Source organism: Streptomyces sp. NPDC045967, from assembly GCF_056430495.1.
In genome coordinates this window covers 69659-82744 of the sequence record NZ_JBWKLE010000011.1, presented here as the reverse complement: position 1 = coordinate 82744, position 13086 = coordinate 69659, and the positions used below count along the sequence as shown (strand labels likewise).

At 72.2% G+C, this 13086-nt stretch carries 17 protein-coding genes; 12 read left to right on the top strand and 5 right to left on the bottom strand.

What is annotated here, in order from left to right:
• Window positions 1-172: 172 nt before the first annotated feature.
• Both AC07FY_RS21490 and AC07FY_RS21485 read right to left on the bottom strand, forming a co-directional pair.
• Window positions 173-1204, bottom strand: a complete 1032-nt coding sequence (locus tag AC07FY_RS21490; protein WP_479008502.1) for a hypothetical protein — start codon at window positions 1202-1204, stop codon at window positions 173-175.
• Complete coding sequence (locus AC07FY_RS21485) at window positions 1204-1968, bottom strand: RNA polymerase sigma factor (RefSeq protein WP_479008721.1); 765 nt, start codon at window positions 1966-1968, stop codon at window positions 1204-1206. Before AC07FY_RS21485 ends, AC07FY_RS21490 begins: the two co-directional genes overlap by 1 nt.
• A gap of 357 nt (window positions 1969-2325) precedes the next feature.
• Here AC07FY_RS21485 and AC07FY_RS21480 point away from each other — a divergent pair, with 357 nt between their 5' ends.
• The 8 genes from AC07FY_RS21480 to AC07FY_RS21445 all read left to right on the top strand — a co-directional run bounded on the left by AC07FY_RS21480 (window position 2326) and on the right by AC07FY_RS21445 (window position 8407).
• Entirely contained in the window at window positions 2326-2931 is a 606-nt protein-coding gene (locus AC07FY_RS21480) for a 2-oxo-4-hydroxy-4-carboxy-5-ureidoimidazoline decarboxylase (RefSeq protein WP_479008500.1), read from the top strand.
• 152 nt (window positions 2932-3083) lie between these two features.
• A complete protein-coding gene (gene sdhC, locus AC07FY_RS21475; RefSeq protein WP_384216667.1) occupies window positions 3084-3464 on the top strand; it encodes a succinate dehydrogenase, cytochrome b556 subunit in 381 nt (126 codons plus the stop codon).
• A 5-nt stretch (window positions 3465-3469) separates the two neighbouring features.
• Window positions 3470-3952, top strand: a complete 483-nt coding sequence (locus tag AC07FY_RS21470; protein WP_479008498.1) for a succinate dehydrogenase hydrophobic membrane anchor subunit — start codon at window positions 3470-3472, stop codon at window positions 3950-3952.
• Between the two features lie 23 nt (window positions 3953-3975).
• A complete protein-coding gene (gene sdhA, locus AC07FY_RS21465; RefSeq protein ID WP_479008496.1) occupies window positions 3976-5730 on the top strand; it encodes a succinate dehydrogenase flavoprotein subunit in 1755 nt (584 codons plus the stop codon).
• Window positions 5730-6497, top strand: coding sequence for a succinate dehydrogenase iron-sulfur subunit (locus tag AC07FY_RS21460; RefSeq protein WP_479008494.1), 768 nt, complete (start codon window positions 5730-5732; stop codon window positions 6495-6497). The genes sdhA and AC07FY_RS21460 overlap by 1 nt, the downstream gene beginning before the upstream one ends.
• A 132-nt stretch (window positions 6498-6629) precedes the next feature.
• Window positions 6630-7163, top strand: coding sequence for a hypothetical protein (locus AC07FY_RS21455; protein WP_479008492.1), 534 nt, complete (start codon window positions 6630-6632; stop codon window positions 7161-7163).
• A 50-nt stretch (window positions 7164-7213) separates the two neighbouring features.
• The gene (locus AC07FY_RS21450; RefSeq protein ID WP_479008490.1) at window positions 7214-7978 is read left to right on the top strand and encodes an alpha/beta fold hydrolase; all 765 of its coding nucleotides are present in this window, start codon (window positions 7214-7216) and stop codon (window positions 7976-7978) included.
• A gap of 123 nt (window positions 7979-8101) precedes the next feature.
• Entirely contained in the window at window positions 8102-8407 is a 306-nt protein-coding gene (locus AC07FY_RS21445; protein ID WP_479008488.1) for a hypothetical protein, read from the top strand.
• Between the two features lie 64 nt (window positions 8408-8471).
• Here AC07FY_RS21445 and AC07FY_RS21440 read toward each other — a convergent pair whose 3' ends face one another.
• Window positions 8472-8846, bottom strand: a complete 375-nt coding sequence (locus tag AC07FY_RS21440) for a VOC family protein (protein WP_479008486.1) — start codon at window positions 8844-8846, stop codon at window positions 8472-8474.
• Between the two features lie 90 nt (window positions 8847-8936).
• Between AC07FY_RS21440 and AC07FY_RS21435 the strand changes: the two genes are divergently transcribed.
• The 4 genes from AC07FY_RS21435 to AC07FY_RS21420 all read left to right on the top strand — a co-directional run bounded on the left by AC07FY_RS21435 (window position 8937) and on the right by AC07FY_RS21420 (window position 11429).
• The gene (locus AC07FY_RS21435; RefSeq protein ID WP_479008484.1) at window positions 8937-9674 is read left to right on the top strand and encodes a hotdog fold domain-containing protein; all 738 of its coding nucleotides are present in this window, start codon (window positions 8937-8939) and stop codon (window positions 9672-9674) included.
• A gap of 133 nt (window positions 9675-9807) precedes the next feature.
• Window positions 9808-10212: a hypothetical protein gene (locus AC07FY_RS21430; protein ID WP_479008482.1), complete on the top strand. Its 405-nt coding sequence runs from the start codon at window positions 9808-9810 to the stop codon at window positions 10210-10212.
• A 3-nt stretch (window positions 10213-10215) separates the two neighbouring features.
• Window positions 10216-10644, top strand: coding sequence for a thiol-disulfide oxidoreductase DCC family protein (locus tag AC07FY_RS21425; RefSeq protein WP_479008480.1), 429 nt, complete (start codon window positions 10216-10218; stop codon window positions 10642-10644).
• An 11-nt stretch (window positions 10645-10655) separates the two neighbouring features.
• The gene (locus AC07FY_RS21420; RefSeq protein ID WP_479008478.1) at window positions 10656-11429 is read left to right on the top strand and encodes a TetR family transcriptional regulator; all 774 of its coding nucleotides are present in this window, start codon (window positions 10656-10658) and stop codon (window positions 11427-11429) included.
• 87 nt (window positions 11430-11516) lie between these two features.
• Here AC07FY_RS21420 and AC07FY_RS21415 read toward each other — a convergent pair whose 3' ends face one another.
• Complete coding sequence (locus tag AC07FY_RS21415) at window positions 11517-12818, bottom strand: metallophosphoesterase (RefSeq protein ID WP_479008476.1); 1302 nt, start codon at window positions 12816-12818, stop codon at window positions 11517-11519.
• A complete protein-coding gene (locus AC07FY_RS21410) occupies window positions 12815-13075 on the bottom strand; it encodes an SCO4848 family membrane protein (protein WP_479008474.1) in 261 nt (86 codons plus the stop codon). The genes AC07FY_RS21415 and AC07FY_RS21410 overlap by 4 nt, the downstream gene beginning before the upstream one ends.
• Between the last annotated feature and the right edge of the window lie 11 nt (window positions 13076-13086).

Sequence of the window (13086 nt, the reverse complement as noted above, 5' to 3'; positions counted from 1 at the left end):
CCGGCGCGGCGCGGGCTGCCCGGTCGGGATGTCAGAGGCGCGGGCAGGGCCGGGGGAACGTGCCCCGCCCGCGCCGGTTGCGCAGAGCCCAGAGGTACGGGGGGAACCCCGGCTCATGCGCGGCCGATGACCAGTCGGCTCGTTGTGTACTGCGCCGCTGATTCGAAAAGTGTTACAGGCGGGACGTGACCGGCGCGGGAGCCCGGACGCTCCCGCCGGCCGCCGGCGCGCTCGGGCCGCTCATGCGCCCGTCGTGCACGACCCCGTCGAGCAGCGCCTCGCAGTAGTACGGGATCCGCGCCAGGCCCTTGGCCAGGCGCGAAAGCCGCTCGCGCCGGTCGTCGTCGAGGTGGCCGGCCCGGTACTCCCGGCACAGGTCCACCGCCCGGCGCTGGTTCTCCCGGTCCCGGTCGCGGTCCCGGCTGGTGGAGGCGTCGCCGGAGCCGTCCGGGAGTCCGTCCGCACGGAGCGTGCCGTTCTCGCCCCGGTCGGCGCCGTCGTCCTTGCCGCCCGCGCCCTTGCCCGTACCACCGGTGGCGGTCGTGCCGGCCGAGCCCGCGGTCCGCGGGTCGCCGCCGGGGTCGGTGAACCCGTCCGTGCCGGGCGGAGGCGTGGTGCCGGGGGAAGCCTCGGGGCCCGAGCCGTCCCGCAGCGGGGTGGGGCGCAGCTGCGGGTCGAGCGTCGAGCCCGCGCCGTCCTCCTGGGCCGGGTCGCCGTCCGCGCTCACGGACATCGCCGGCCCCGGACCCGCGGCGTCGCGCACCGGCCGGTCCAGCAGCCCGGCGCCCGCCGCGGCGAGGCCGCCGACCGCGACGCCCGCCAGTGCCGCCGCGAGGCCGAAGCGCACCGCCCGGGAGCGCCGGGGCGCGGGCAGCCGGCGGCCGGCGGCGCGGCCGAGGGAGACCAGGGGTTCCGCGGAGCGGGTCGCACCCGCGGCGGAGGAGGCGGCCGCGGACGACGGGGACGAGGCCGCGGGAGCACGTCCGGGGCGGGCGGCGCGGAAGGCGGCCACGGCCGCGGCCTCGCCGGGCAGTTCTCCGGCCGCCGGAGCGGCCGGTGCGAGGGCGTCGAGCGCGGCCCGCAGCCGGGCGGCTCGCTCCCGGGCGCGCGGGTCTGCGGCCGGACCCACCGGCTCCACCGGTTCGCCGCGCAGCAGTCCGTCCGCGGCGGCTCCGTCCAGCCACCTGTCGCGCTCGTCGGCCATCACATGTCCTTCTGCGTCCGCCAACGTGAATGCGTCACACCGGTTTGTTCTACGAGTCCCCCGCCGTGGCCGCGCTGCGCGGGTACGGCGTCGAGATCCCTCCCGCCCCTGCCGTCCCGTGCCTGGCCACCGGCATTATGGCCGACACGGGTGCCCGGCTCCGAGCCGCGGCCCCCGCCCCGGTCCGGGTCGGGCTCGAATCCGCCCTCCGCGCCGTCCGGGCCGAGCAGCTCCGCCAGCTTCTTCAGGCCCCGGTGGGCGGCGGTCCGTACGGCGCCCGGCCGCTTGCCGAGGGTCTCGGCCGCGCTCTTTGCGTCCAGGCCGACGACGACGCGCAAGACCACGGCCTCCGCCTGGTCCTGCGGCAGCTGGGCGATGAGCGCCATGGCGCTCCCGGTGGAGAGGGACTCCATCGCGGCGCCGGCGGTGTCGCAGTCGGCGGCCCACCCGGTGAGCTCGGTGTCGTCGCCGCCGATGGCGGGGCGGCGGCCGCGCATGCGGATGTGGTCCAGGGCCCGGTTGCGGGCGATGCGGGCGGCCCAGCCGCGGAAGCGGTCGGCGTCACCGGTGAAGGAGCCCAGGTCGCGGGCGATCTGCAACCACGCCTCGGAGGTCACGTCCTCCGCGTCGCCGTCGCCGACGAGCGTTCGGACGTATCCGAGCAGGCGTGGGTGCACGGCGCGGTACACAGCACGGAACGCGTCCTCTTCGCCGTCCTGTGCCGCGAGCACCGCGGCGGTCAGCCCCGCGTCGTCCCCCAGCAAAGTCCCCAACCCGTTCACTGTCCTGTACGTGTGGCGCAAATCAGCACGTTACGGCTTTCAAGCACCGTCGTCCACGAGATGTACAACGAGCAACCAAGCCTGCGCGGAGCGAGGTGTGACACAAAACGCACCCGCGGCGCTGACAGGGGTACGGGCTTGTCGCACGAGCCCGTGACGGATGGTGGCCGGGGCCTCTCCTGTGGGGGGTGGCGGCCTCGGCCGCCCTCCCCTTCCCGGACCCTCTCCGCCGTCCGGCCCACCATCGGTCCTCATCCATGGTGCACCCCTCATCCTTTCGGCTCACTTCCGGGTGAATTCCCCGAATGCGTACGACACACCCCACCCGGCCTCGCTAGCGTGGCAGCACACCCGCGCCACGCCCCGAGGAGCCCCCCGCTGTCCAGCCCCCTTCCGGCACAGGCCCGCGGACGCCCCGCCCCCTCGCGCGGCCCCGGGCTGGCCCGGTTCAACGCCCTGTCCCCCGAAGCGGCCGAGGCGGCGCTGATGCAGTGCTGCGGCAGCCGCCGCTGGGCCCACCGGGTCGCCGCGCACCGCCCGTACCCCGACACCGACGCCCTGCTCGCCGCCGCGGACGAAGCCTCGTACGACCTCTCGCACGCGGACCTGGCGGAGGCACTGGCCGCCGAGGTCCCGGCGGAGCTGGGGCGCGGCGCCCCGTACGCGGCCGTACTGGCCCTCGGCGCGGGCCACGCGGAGTACGAGCGCACGTTCGGCCACGCCTTCGTGATCTGCTTCGAGGGAACCACCCCCGAGGAGCAGGCCGACCAGCTGCTCGCCGCGATCCGCCGCCGGATGGCGCACGACGTGGACGAGGAGCGCTCGGTCTCCGCCGACGAGCTGCGCCGCCTCGCGCAAGCCCGACTGTGCGACCTGACACATCGGCTCACGGCTTCCGATGGTCCGACCGGGGCGGAAATGGGGCTATTCGCCCCTGTCGGATAGTCCGTCCGAGCCTGTTTGATCACACCGATGGCCCCCGCGCGAAGGAACCGACAAAGCGTCGCTACGATGTCCGGGGCCGGAGGACCGTACCCGGCCGGGCCCGACCGACAAAGAAGCCGGCTGGCCCCCGCCCCGCTTCCGGAGGGTTTTCCGTGCCGGCTGGAACGTTGTACCGCGGCCGGGAAGGAATGTGGTCCTGGGTGGCTCATCGAGTCACCGGCGTCCTCATTTTCTTCTTCCTGTTCGTACACGTCCTCGACACCGCACTCGTCCGCGTCTCCCCCGAGGCGTACGACGATGTCGTGGCTACCTACAAGACGCCGATCGTCGCGCTGCTGGAGTACGGCCTCGTCGCCGCAATCCTGTTCCACGCGCTCAACGGTCTCCGTGTCATCGCCGTGGACTTCTGGTCCAAGGGCCCGCGCTACCAGAAGCACATGCTCTGGTACGTCGTGGGCATCTGGATCGCGTTGATGATCGGGGCCATCTACCCCATCCTCAGCCACGCCTACCTTGAACTGTTCGGGAAGTGACACGCATGTCTTCTGACACTTCTTCCGCCAAGGTCATCGGCGACGTGGAGGGCGCGACCCTCTACGACGTCGACAACCCGGCGCCGTACATCGAGGCGCCGCGCAAGCGCACGGGCAAGACCCCGCGCTCCACCCGCGGCAACTTCGAGATGGTCGCGTGGCTCTTCATGCGCCTCTCGGGCATCGTCCTCGTCGTCCTCGTCATCGGCCACCTGCTGATCCAGCTGGTGCTCGACGGCGGCGTCTCCAAGATCGGCTTCGCCTTCGTGGCGGGCCGGTGGGCTTCCCCGTTCTGGCAGGTCTGGGACCTGCTGATGCTGTGGCTGGCCATGCTGCACGGCGCCAACGGTCTGCGTACCGTCATCAACGACTACGCGGAGCGCGCCAACACGCGGCTGTGGCTGAAGGGCCTGCTCTACACCGCCACGGTGTTCACCATCCTTCTGGGCACGCTGGTGATCTTCACCTTCGACCCGAACATCCGCTAGGCAACGGGGCTGAGGCGAAACCAATGAAGATCCACAAGTACGACACCGTCATCGTCGGCGCGGGCGGCGCGGGCATGCGCGCCGCCATCGAGGCGACGAAGCGCAGCCGCACCGCCGTGCTGACGAAGCTCTACCCCACCCGCTCCCACACGGGCGCCGCGCAGGGCGGCATGGCCGCGGCGCTGGCCAACGTGGAGGAGGACAACTGGGAGTGGCACACCTTCGACACGGTCAAGGGTGGTGACTACCTGGTCGACCAGGACGCCGCCGAGATCCTGGCGAAGGAGGCCATCGACGCGGTCCTCGACCTGGAGAAGATGGGCCTGCCGTTCAACCGCACCCCGGACGGCACCATCGACCAGCGCCGCTTCGGCGGCCACTCGCGCAACCACGGCGAGGCCCCGGTGCGCCGGTCCTGCTACGCCGCGGACCGCACCGGTCACATGATCCTCCAGACGCTGTACCAGAACTGTGTGAAGGAGGGCGTGGAGTTCTTCAACGAGTTCTACGTCCTGGACCAGCTCCTGGTCGAGGAGGACGGCGTCAAGAAGTCGGCCGGTGTGGTCGCGTACGAGCTCGCCACCGGCGAGATCCACGTGTTCCAGGCCAAGTCCGTCATCTACGCCTCCGGCGGCACCGGCAAGTTCTTCAAGGTGACCTCCAACGCGCACACCCTCACCGGTGACGGCCAGGCGGCCTGCTACCGCCGCGGCCTGCCCCTGGAGGACATGGAGTTCTTCCAGTTCCACCCGACGGGCATCTGGCGCATGGGCATCCTGCTGACGGAGGGCGCCCGCGGTGAAGGCGGCATCCTGCGCAACAAGGACGGCGAGCGCTTCATGGAGAAGTACGCGCCGGTCATGAAGGACCTCGCGTCCCGTGACGTCGTCTCGCGCTCCATCTACACCGAGATCCGCGAGGGCCGCGGCTGCGGTCCGGCCGGCGACCACGTGTACCTGGACCTGACGCACCTGCCGCCGGAGCAGCTCGACGCGAAGCTCCCGGACATCACCGAGTTCGCGCGCACCTACCTGGGCATCGAGCCGTACACCGACCCGATCCCGATCCAGCCCACCGCGCACTACGCCATGGGCGGCATCCCGACCAACGTCGAGGGCGAGGTCCTCAGCGACAACACCACCGTCGTCCCGGGCCTGTACGCGGCCGGCGAGGTCGCGTGCGTGTCGGTGCACGGCGCGAACCGCCTGGGCACCAACTCGCTGCTGGACATCAACGTCTTCGGCAAGCGCTCGGGCATCGCGGCCGCCGCGTACGCCCACGCCAACGACTTCGTCGAGCTGCCGGAGAACCCGGCGCAGCAGGTCATCGACCTGGTCGAGCAGCTGCGCAACTCCACGGGCCACGAGCGGGTCGCCGACCTGCGGCTGGAGCTCCAGGAGACGATGGACGCGTGCGTGATGGTGTTCCGTACGGAGCAGACCATCAAGACGGCGGTCGACAAGATCGCCGAGCTGCGCGAGCGCTACAAGAACGTGTCCGTCCAGGACAAGGGCAAGCGCTTCAACACGGACCTGCTGGAGGCCATCGAGCTGGGCAACCTGCTCGACCTGGCCGAGGTCATGGCCGTGTCCGCGCTGGCGCGCAAGGAGTCCCGCGGCGGTCACTACCGCGAGGACTACCCGAACCGCGACGACGTCAACTTCATGCGCCACACCATGGCGTACCGCGAGGTCGGCGCCGACGGCAAGGACTCCGTCCGGCTGGACTACAAGCCCGTCGTCGTCACCCGCTACCAGCCGATGGAGCGTAAGTACTGATGGCCACCCCGACCCTGTCCAAGACGGACGCGATGGAGAGCGCGGCCGCGGCCTCTCCGTACATCACGGTCACGTTCCGGATCCGCCGCTTCAACCCCGAGATCTCGGACGAGGCGCAGTGGCAGGACTTCCAGATCGAGATCGACCCGAAGGAGCGCGTGCTCGACGGTCTCCACAAGATCAAGTGGGACCTCGACGGCACGCTGACCTTCCGCCGCTCGTGCGCGCACGGCATCTGCGGCTCCGACGCGATGCGGATCAACGGCAAGAACAGGCTCGCCTGCAAGACGCTGATCAAGGACATCAACCCGGAGAAGCCGATCACCGTCGAGGCCATCAAGGGCCTCACGGTGATGAAGGACCTCGTCGTCGACATGGAGCCCTTCTTCCAGGCGTACCGCGACGTCATGCCGTTCCTGGTCACCACGGGCAACGAGCCGACGCGTGAGCGCCTGCAGTCGGCGGAGGACCGCGAGCGGTTCGACGACACGACGAAGTGCATCCTGTGCGCGGCCTGCACGTCCTCGTGCCCCGTGTTCTGGAACGACGGCCAGTACTTCGGCCCGGCGGCGATCGTGAACGCGCACCGCTTCATCTTCGACAGCCGTGACGAAGCGGGCGAGCAGCGCCTGGAGATCCTCAACGACAAGGACGGCGTGTGGCGTTGCCGCACCACGTTCAACTGCACCGATGCCTGCCCGCGCGGCATCGAGGTCACGAAGGCGATCCAGGAGGTCAAGCGGGCGCTGATCACGCGCCGCTTCTGACCCCTCGGCCCCAGCGGCCGCATGCGAGGCCCCGCACCCGGAAGTCGTTCCGGGCGCGGGGCCTCGCGCGTGCTTCGACCGACCGGCTCACGGGGGTACGGGGCGGGCGCCCGCTGTGGAAGGATCGGCCGCATGAGCGAGCAGCAGCCGAATCCGTACGCAGGCGACCCGAGTTACGGCGGCCAGCCGGGCCGACCCGGTCAGGGCGACTACCAGTGGGGCCCGGGCGAGGCGGGCTACGGCTACCCCCACCCCGCGCCCCCGGCCTACCAGCCGACCATGGGCGCCGGCCTGCCGGCCCCCGTCCCCGCACCCATCGGCGGCGGCGCCGGCATGTCCCTCGGCGACATCACCATCGCGGGGGACCAGATCATCACCCCGTCGGGCACGATGCCGCTCCGGGGCGCAATGTGGAACGCGACGGACTTCTCCCGCACCGAGGAGAAGATCCCGACCCACGCGATCATCCTGGCCGTCATCTTCTTCCTGTTCTGCCTGCTCGGCCTGCTCTTCCTCCTGATGAAGGAGAAGAAGACCACGGGCTACATCCAGATCACGGTGACCAGCGGGGGCCGCCACCACTCCACGATGATCCCGGCCCAGGACCAGAACACCTACCCGTGGGTGATGTCCCAGCTCAACTTCGCCCGGTCATTGAGCATCTGACGCCTCGAACGCGGTGGCGGACACCGGCCGGGACCGGCGAAGATCACGGGATGACCGTTTCCCATGAGGTGTCGGGGCCCGCCGACGGGCCCGCCGTCCTGCTGCTGCACTCCTCCGTCTGCGACCGGCGCATGTGGGACCCGCAGTGCGGGCCGCTCGCCGAAGCCGGTTTCCGCGTGGTCCGGTTCGACTTCCGGACCTGCGGGGACTCCCCCGCCGCGCGGGAGCCGTACAGCGACGACGGCGACGTCGTCGCCCTGATGGACCGGCTCGGCCTCGCCCGCGCGGCGCTCGTCGGGTCCTCCTACGGCGGGCACGTCGCCCTGCGGGTCGCCGCGCTCCACCCGGAGCGGGTGACCCGCCTGGCCCTGCTCTGCGCCGGCCGCCCGGGGTTCCGGCCCGACAGCCCCGAGGTGAAGGAGTTCGGCGCCGCCGAGGACGCCCTGCTGGAGGCGGGCGACCTGGAGGGCGCGGCCGCGCTGAACGCCCGAACCTGGCTCGGCCCGGAAGCCGACGAAGCCGCGCACGCCTTGGTACGGGTCATGCAGCTGCGGAACTTCCGCAACGCCCTGCTCCCCGCCGGGGACCACGAACTGCCCGCGCAAAACGTCGACCTCGGCGCCGTCACCGCGCCGACCCTCGCCGTGGGCGGCGCCCACGACCTCCCCGACTTCCGCCGCGTCGCCGCCGAACTGCCGGACCTCGTCCCGGGCGCACGCCACGTGGAACTCCCCTGGGCGGGCCACCTGCCCTCCCTGGAACGCCCCGCGGTGACCACGGCCCTGCTGCTGGAGTTCCTCCGCCCGGCCCGCTGAGGATCTCCGGAAGCGTGCCCTCCGACGAACCGGGCGGATGGCACTCGACTCACGAGGTGCCGTGTCCGACCACCTCGACCGGGTGTGCGACCATCGCTCGTCGCACATCACCCTGAGGGGTTCATGCCAACGGCCTCGGCGTCTGCAAGACGCCCGGTTTCCACTGTTCTGACGTGCCTGTTCGCCGTCCTCGGCGCACTCCTGCTGCCAGCGGGCGGGGCACAGGCCGCGCCGGTCGCGCAGGACTGCGCCGCCGTCGCCGAGGGGCGCCACGCGGGTGCGTTCGCCACCGCCGGGCAGACGGACTGCCTGGGGCAGACGATCCCCAACCTGGTCGTGGTGCCCGTCGTGAACGGGAAGGTCGGCTTCTACAACAACGCGGGGTCGGTCGCCCTCATCGCCGACATCGCCGGCTTCTACGGATCCTGAAACCCGGGCTGGCACACCCTGCGCCGGCCGGCTTCCGGCCGGCGCAGGCGTTTTCCGGGCCGGGTCACTTCCCCCGCTCGGCCGCGCTGCGCTCCACGCAGAACTCGTTGCCCTCAGGGTCGGCCAGCGTCACCCAGCCCGCGCCGTCGGGGTTGCGGTGGTCGCCGACGACGGTGGCGCCCAGGGCGAGGATGCGGTCCACCTCCTCGTCGCGGGTGCGGTCCTGCGGCTGGAGGTCCAGGTGCACCCGGTTCTTCACGGCCTTGCCCTCCGGCACGGTCACGAACAGCAGCGCCGTACCGGGCGCCGTGACCAGGGCCTCCGGGTCGCCGGGGACGTCGTCGTCGGAGAGCGCGCCGTCGAGCACGCCGGCCCAGAACCGGCCCAGGGCGTAGGAGTCGGAGCAGTCGAACGTGATGTGGCGTACGAGAGAAGTCATACGGCGGACTATCGGACAGGGTCCGGTGGGCTGTCCACCGAGTTCGAGGGGACCCCGGGGACCGGGCCGGGGGTGTGATGGAGTGGCGCCATGACCGACTTCGAGACGATCACCGTTCCGGACCACCTCTGCGGATACCCGGGCGTCGCCTTCGGCGGCTACGTGGCGGGCGTGCTCGCCGGGCGGGCCGCGGCGAAGACCGTACGGGTGGACTTCCGCCGCCCGGTGCCCACCGGGACGCCGGTCCGGCTGGCCGCGGCGGCCGACGGCGGCGTCGAACTCATCGGCGGGGAGCAGTTGCTGGCCGCCGCGACACCGGCCGAGCTGCGCACGGAGGCGGCCGCCGTGCCCGAGCCGCCGTCCTGGGAGCTGGCCTCCGCGGCGGCCGAGGCCTACCGGGCGGCCCCACCGGAGGGGTCGACGGACTGCTTCGGCTGCGGCCTGGACCGTACGCCCGCCACGGGGCTGCGCCAGCACTGCGGAGCGGTGCCGGGCGACCCCGGCCTGGTCGCCACCGCGTGGACGCCTTCGCCCGCGCTGGGCGACGCCGACGGCCTGCTGCCGCCCGAGTTGGTGTGGGGGGCGCTGGACTGCCCGGGGAACGCGGCCGGGCGCCTGCTCGGCGGACGTCCGCCCGGCGCCGTCACGGCGGCGCTCACCGCGCGGCTGCTGCGACCGGTCCCGGTGGGCGGGGGCCTCGTCACGTACTCCTGGCTGCTCGGCTCGGAGGGCCGCAAGTACACGGTCGGCACGGCCCTGGCCACGTCGTCCGGCGACCTCTGCGCCTTCGCGGAGGCCCTGTGGGTGCAGCCGCGCGCGGCCTCCTGAACCCCTCGCGCGGCAACGGCGCGGCCCACGGGCGGAACGGCTGAGGCAGCCCCCTCCTTCGCTTGAACATGTTCAAAAAAAGCCCTACAGTCATGACTGTCAGCAGTTGAACACGTTCAAGGGGGCTGGGGACATGGACCTCACCGTTGTCGCGTACGTCATCTACCTGCTCATCAGCATCGGGCTCACCGTCTGGGTCGCCCGTACGCTCAGCCGCAACGGCCGGGTCTTCATCGGCGACGTCCTCCAGGGGAACGAGAAGCTCGCCGACGCCGTCAACCAGCTCCTGGTGGTCGGCTTCTACCTGGTGAACATCGGCTTCGTGACCCTCTACCTCCGCTCGGGAGAGGAGATCACCGAGGCCCGGCACCTCTTCGAGGCGCTCTCGGTCAAGCTCGGCGTCGTGCTGCTGGTCCTCGGGGTGATGCACCTCGGCAACGTCTGGGTCCTGAACAAGATGCGCCGCCGGGGCATCCTGGAGCGCCAGCAGACCCCGCCGGTCGCCCCGCAGGGGTGGACCGCTCCGGCCGGGGCCTGACCGGTGGCGGCGCCCGGGCCGGCGGTGCGGCACCTGACCGTGCTCTACGACGCGAACTGCCCGCTGTGCGTGCACATCAGGCACTGGTTGCTCGTCCAGCGCCGACTGGTACCCCTGCGGCTGGTCCCCGCCGCGTCCTTCGAGGCGCGGCGCCGGTTCCCCGGCCTCGACCACGAGTCGACGCTGCGGGAGATCACCGTGATCGGGGACTCCGGCCAGGTGTGGAAGGGGACCGACGCCTTCATCGTGTGCCTGTGGGCGCTGGTCGAACACCGGCCGCGCGCGGACTGGCTGGTCACCCCGGCGGGGCGGCCCTTCGCCAGGGCCGCCATGTACGCGGCCTCGAAGTGGCGGGCCGCGGTACGGACCGACGGTCACCCGCAGGGGGCGCAGGACCCGGCCTGTGACGACCAGTGTTCCGTCCCCCGATAGGCTCGTACACCGTGACTGATCAGAAGGCTCCCAAGAGCGAGCAGACCCGCACGCTCATCCTCGAAACCGCGCTCCGTCTCTTCCAGGAGCGCGGCTTCGACAAGACGACGATGCGGGGTATCGCGAAGGAGGCCGGTGTCTCGGTCGGCAACGCCTACTACTACTTCGAATCGAAGGAACACCTGGTCCAGGGGTTCTACGACCGGATCGGGGCCGCCCATCAGGCGGCGGTCCGGCCCATCCTGGACAACGAGACCGATCTGCAGAAGCGGCTCGCGGGCGTGCTGACGAGCTGGATGGACATCGCGGCCCCGTACCACGAGTTCGCCTCCCAGTTCTTCAAGAACGCGGCCGACCCGGAGAGTCCGCTCAGCCCCTTCTCGCCGGAGTCGCGGGACGCGCGGCAGGCGGCCATCGACATCCACCGCGAGGTGCTCGCGGGGGCGAAGACGAAGGTGCCGGCCGAACTGGCCGACGTACTGCCCGAGCTGATGTGGCTCTCGCAGATGGGCCTGGTCCTCTACTGGGTCTTCGACCGGTCGCCGAACAGCGAGAAGACGCGGCGGCTCGCGGAGCGCGGCGCGCAGCTGACGACGCGGGGCATAGTGCTGGCCCGGTTCCGGGTGCTGCGGCCGCTGGTGCGCGAAGTGCACGAACTGTTCGCGGACTTCCTGCCCGGCATGGCGCAGACGACCACGGCGGCCGCCCGCAAGCGCGCTGCGACGCCGGACCGCGAGCCTGGGCCGGATGCGGACTGCGAGCCCGCGCCGGCACCGAACGCGTAGGGGTCCGCGACCGGTCGACGCGCCCCGGGCGCCCGTCCCCGCCCGGGGCCCGCCGGAGGGGCACGGGCCGCGGCCGCCGCGGCCTGCTCATGCCTGGTAGGAGGCCAGTTCGACGACGGTGATGTCGGACGGCGCGCCGACGCGGACCGGGGGCCCCCAGGCGCCGGCGCCGCGCGACACCCACAGCTGCGTGTCGCCGTACCGCTCCAGCCCCTCCACGGTGGGGTTGGCGAGCTCGGCCAGGTGGTTGCCGGGCCAGAGCTGGCCGCCGTGGGTGTGGCCCGAGAGCTGCAGGTCCACGCCGTGCCGGACCGCGTCGTGGATCACCACGGGCTGGTGGGCCAGGAGCACGGCGGTACGGGCGCGGTCGCGGTCGCCGAGGGCCGCCGTGAAGTCGGGGCCGTGGCCCTCGCTCTCGCCCGCGATGTCGTTCACCCCGGCGAGGTCGAAGTAGGGGAGCGCCTGGCGGGCGTTCTCGAGCGGGTGCAGCCCCAGCTCGCGCACGTGGTCGATCCACTGCTGGGCGCCGGAGAAGTACTCGTGGTTCCCGGTCACGAAGTAGGTGCCGTACCGGGCGGTGAGCCCGCGCAGCGGCTCGGCGGCCCGCCCGAGGTCCTCGACGTCTCCGTCGACCAGGTCGCCGACGATGGCGATGAGGTCGGGCCGGGTCCGGTTGACGGTGTCGACGATCCGCTGGGTATGGGCGCGGCCGAGGATCGGGCCGAGGTGCACGTCGCTGACGACGGCGATCCTGAAGCCGTGCGCGGCGCGCGGCAGCTTGGCCAGGGGGACCCGCACCCGGCGCACGCCGGGCCCGCGCAGCACGCCGTGCGGGCCGTACGCCCCGTTCGCGACGGTCCCGAGGGCGACGGCGGCGGCCGCCCCGCCCAGGGTGCGCGCGACGAAGCGGCGGCGGGTCGGCTCGTGCGCCGCCGCCTCGGCGGACGCGGCGGGGGCGGCGGCCGGGGCGACGGGCTCGGCGACGGCGGTCGCGGTCGCCGCGCCCGCGCCCGCGCCGTCCTGCCGGGCGCTCTCGGGTGCCGTCTGCGCCACCCCTGAGGTGACCCGGTGGGCCAGTCGGCGGAGCGACAGCGCGCGGATCGGCTCGGCGACCAGCATCGTCAGGGTCAGGTACAGCAGTACCGCCAGCCAGAGGAACCCCGGCCAGGACACGGCCTGCTGGAGCGGGAAGGGCGCGCCCGCGCGACCCGCGGTCAGCGCGGCCAGGGAGAGGAGGGGCAGGGCGATGGCCGAGACGGTGCCGATGCGGCGGGGCAGGCCGCCGGGGGCCGTGGTGTCGCGGACCAGCCGGATCCACAGCCAGCGGTGGACCAGCACCAGGAGGGCCACGACCGCGAGCGCGACCAGCACGAACAGGACGGTTCTCATGCGCTGCGCTCCTCGACGGACGCGCGCCGCAGCGCCCGCACCCCGCGCAACCCGATCACTCCGACAGCCGTCCCCAGGAGAAGGGACGTCACCGCGAGCGCCAGGTGCACCCAGAAGTAAGTGGTGGGGTCGCCCGCCGCGTCGAACGCCTGGCCGCTGCCGTCCTTCCACAGGTTCCGGACGAAAGACACCCAGATGAACCAGCTCCACACTCCGAAGGAGAGCAGGAACCAGGAAGCGGTACGGCTGAGTTTCATGGCCCCAGTAT

Excerpts from the sequence above, each read along its gene's own strand:
- AC07FY_RS21415 (WP_479008476.1), bottom strand. The coding sequence starts at position 12,818 with ATGAGAACCGTCCTGTTCGTGCTGGTCGCGCTCGCGGTCGTGGCCCTC.
- AC07FY_RS21435 (WP_479008484.1), top strand. The coding sequence starts at position 8,937 with ATGACCGACTTCGAGACGATCACCGTTCCGGACCACCTCTGCGGATAC.
- AC07FY_RS21450 (WP_479008490.1), top strand. The coding sequence starts at position 7,214 with ATGACCGTTTCCCATGAGGTGTCGGGGCCCGCCGACGGGCCCGCCGTC.
- AC07FY_RS21470 (WP_479008498.1), top strand. The coding sequence starts at position 3,470 with ATGTCTTCTGACACTTCTTCCGCCAAGGTCATCGGCGACGTGGAGGGC.
- AC07FY_RS21430 (WP_479008482.1), top strand. The coding sequence starts at position 9,808 with ATGGACCTCACCGTTGTCGCGTACGTCATCTACCTGCTCATCAGCATC.
- AC07FY_RS21410 (WP_479008474.1), bottom strand. The coding sequence starts at position 13,075 with ATGAAACTCAGCCGTACCGCTTCCTGGTTCCTGCTCTCCTTCGGAGTG.
- sdhA (WP_479008496.1), top strand. The coding sequence starts at position 3,976 with ATGAAGATCCACAAGTACGACACCGTCATCGTCGGCGCGGGCGGCGCG.
- AC07FY_RS21440 (WP_479008486.1), bottom strand. The coding sequence starts at position 8,846 with ATGACTTCTCTCGTACGCCACATCACGTTCGACTGCTCCGACTCCTAC.
- AC07FY_RS21445 (WP_479008488.1), top strand. The coding sequence starts at position 8,102 with ATGCCAACGGCCTCGGCGTCTGCAAGACGCCCGGTTTCCACTGTTCTG.
- AC07FY_RS21460 (WP_479008494.1), top strand. The coding sequence starts at position 5,730 with ATGGCCACCCCGACCCTGTCCAAGACGGACGCGATGGAGAGCGCGGCC.
- AC07FY_RS21455 (WP_479008492.1), top strand. The coding sequence starts at position 6,630 with ATGAGCGAGCAGCAGCCGAATCCGTACGCAGGCGACCCGAGTTACGGC.
- AC07FY_RS21490 (WP_479008502.1), bottom strand. The coding sequence starts at position 1,204 with ATGGCCGACGAGCGCGACAGGTGGCTGGACGGAGCCGCCGCGGACGGA.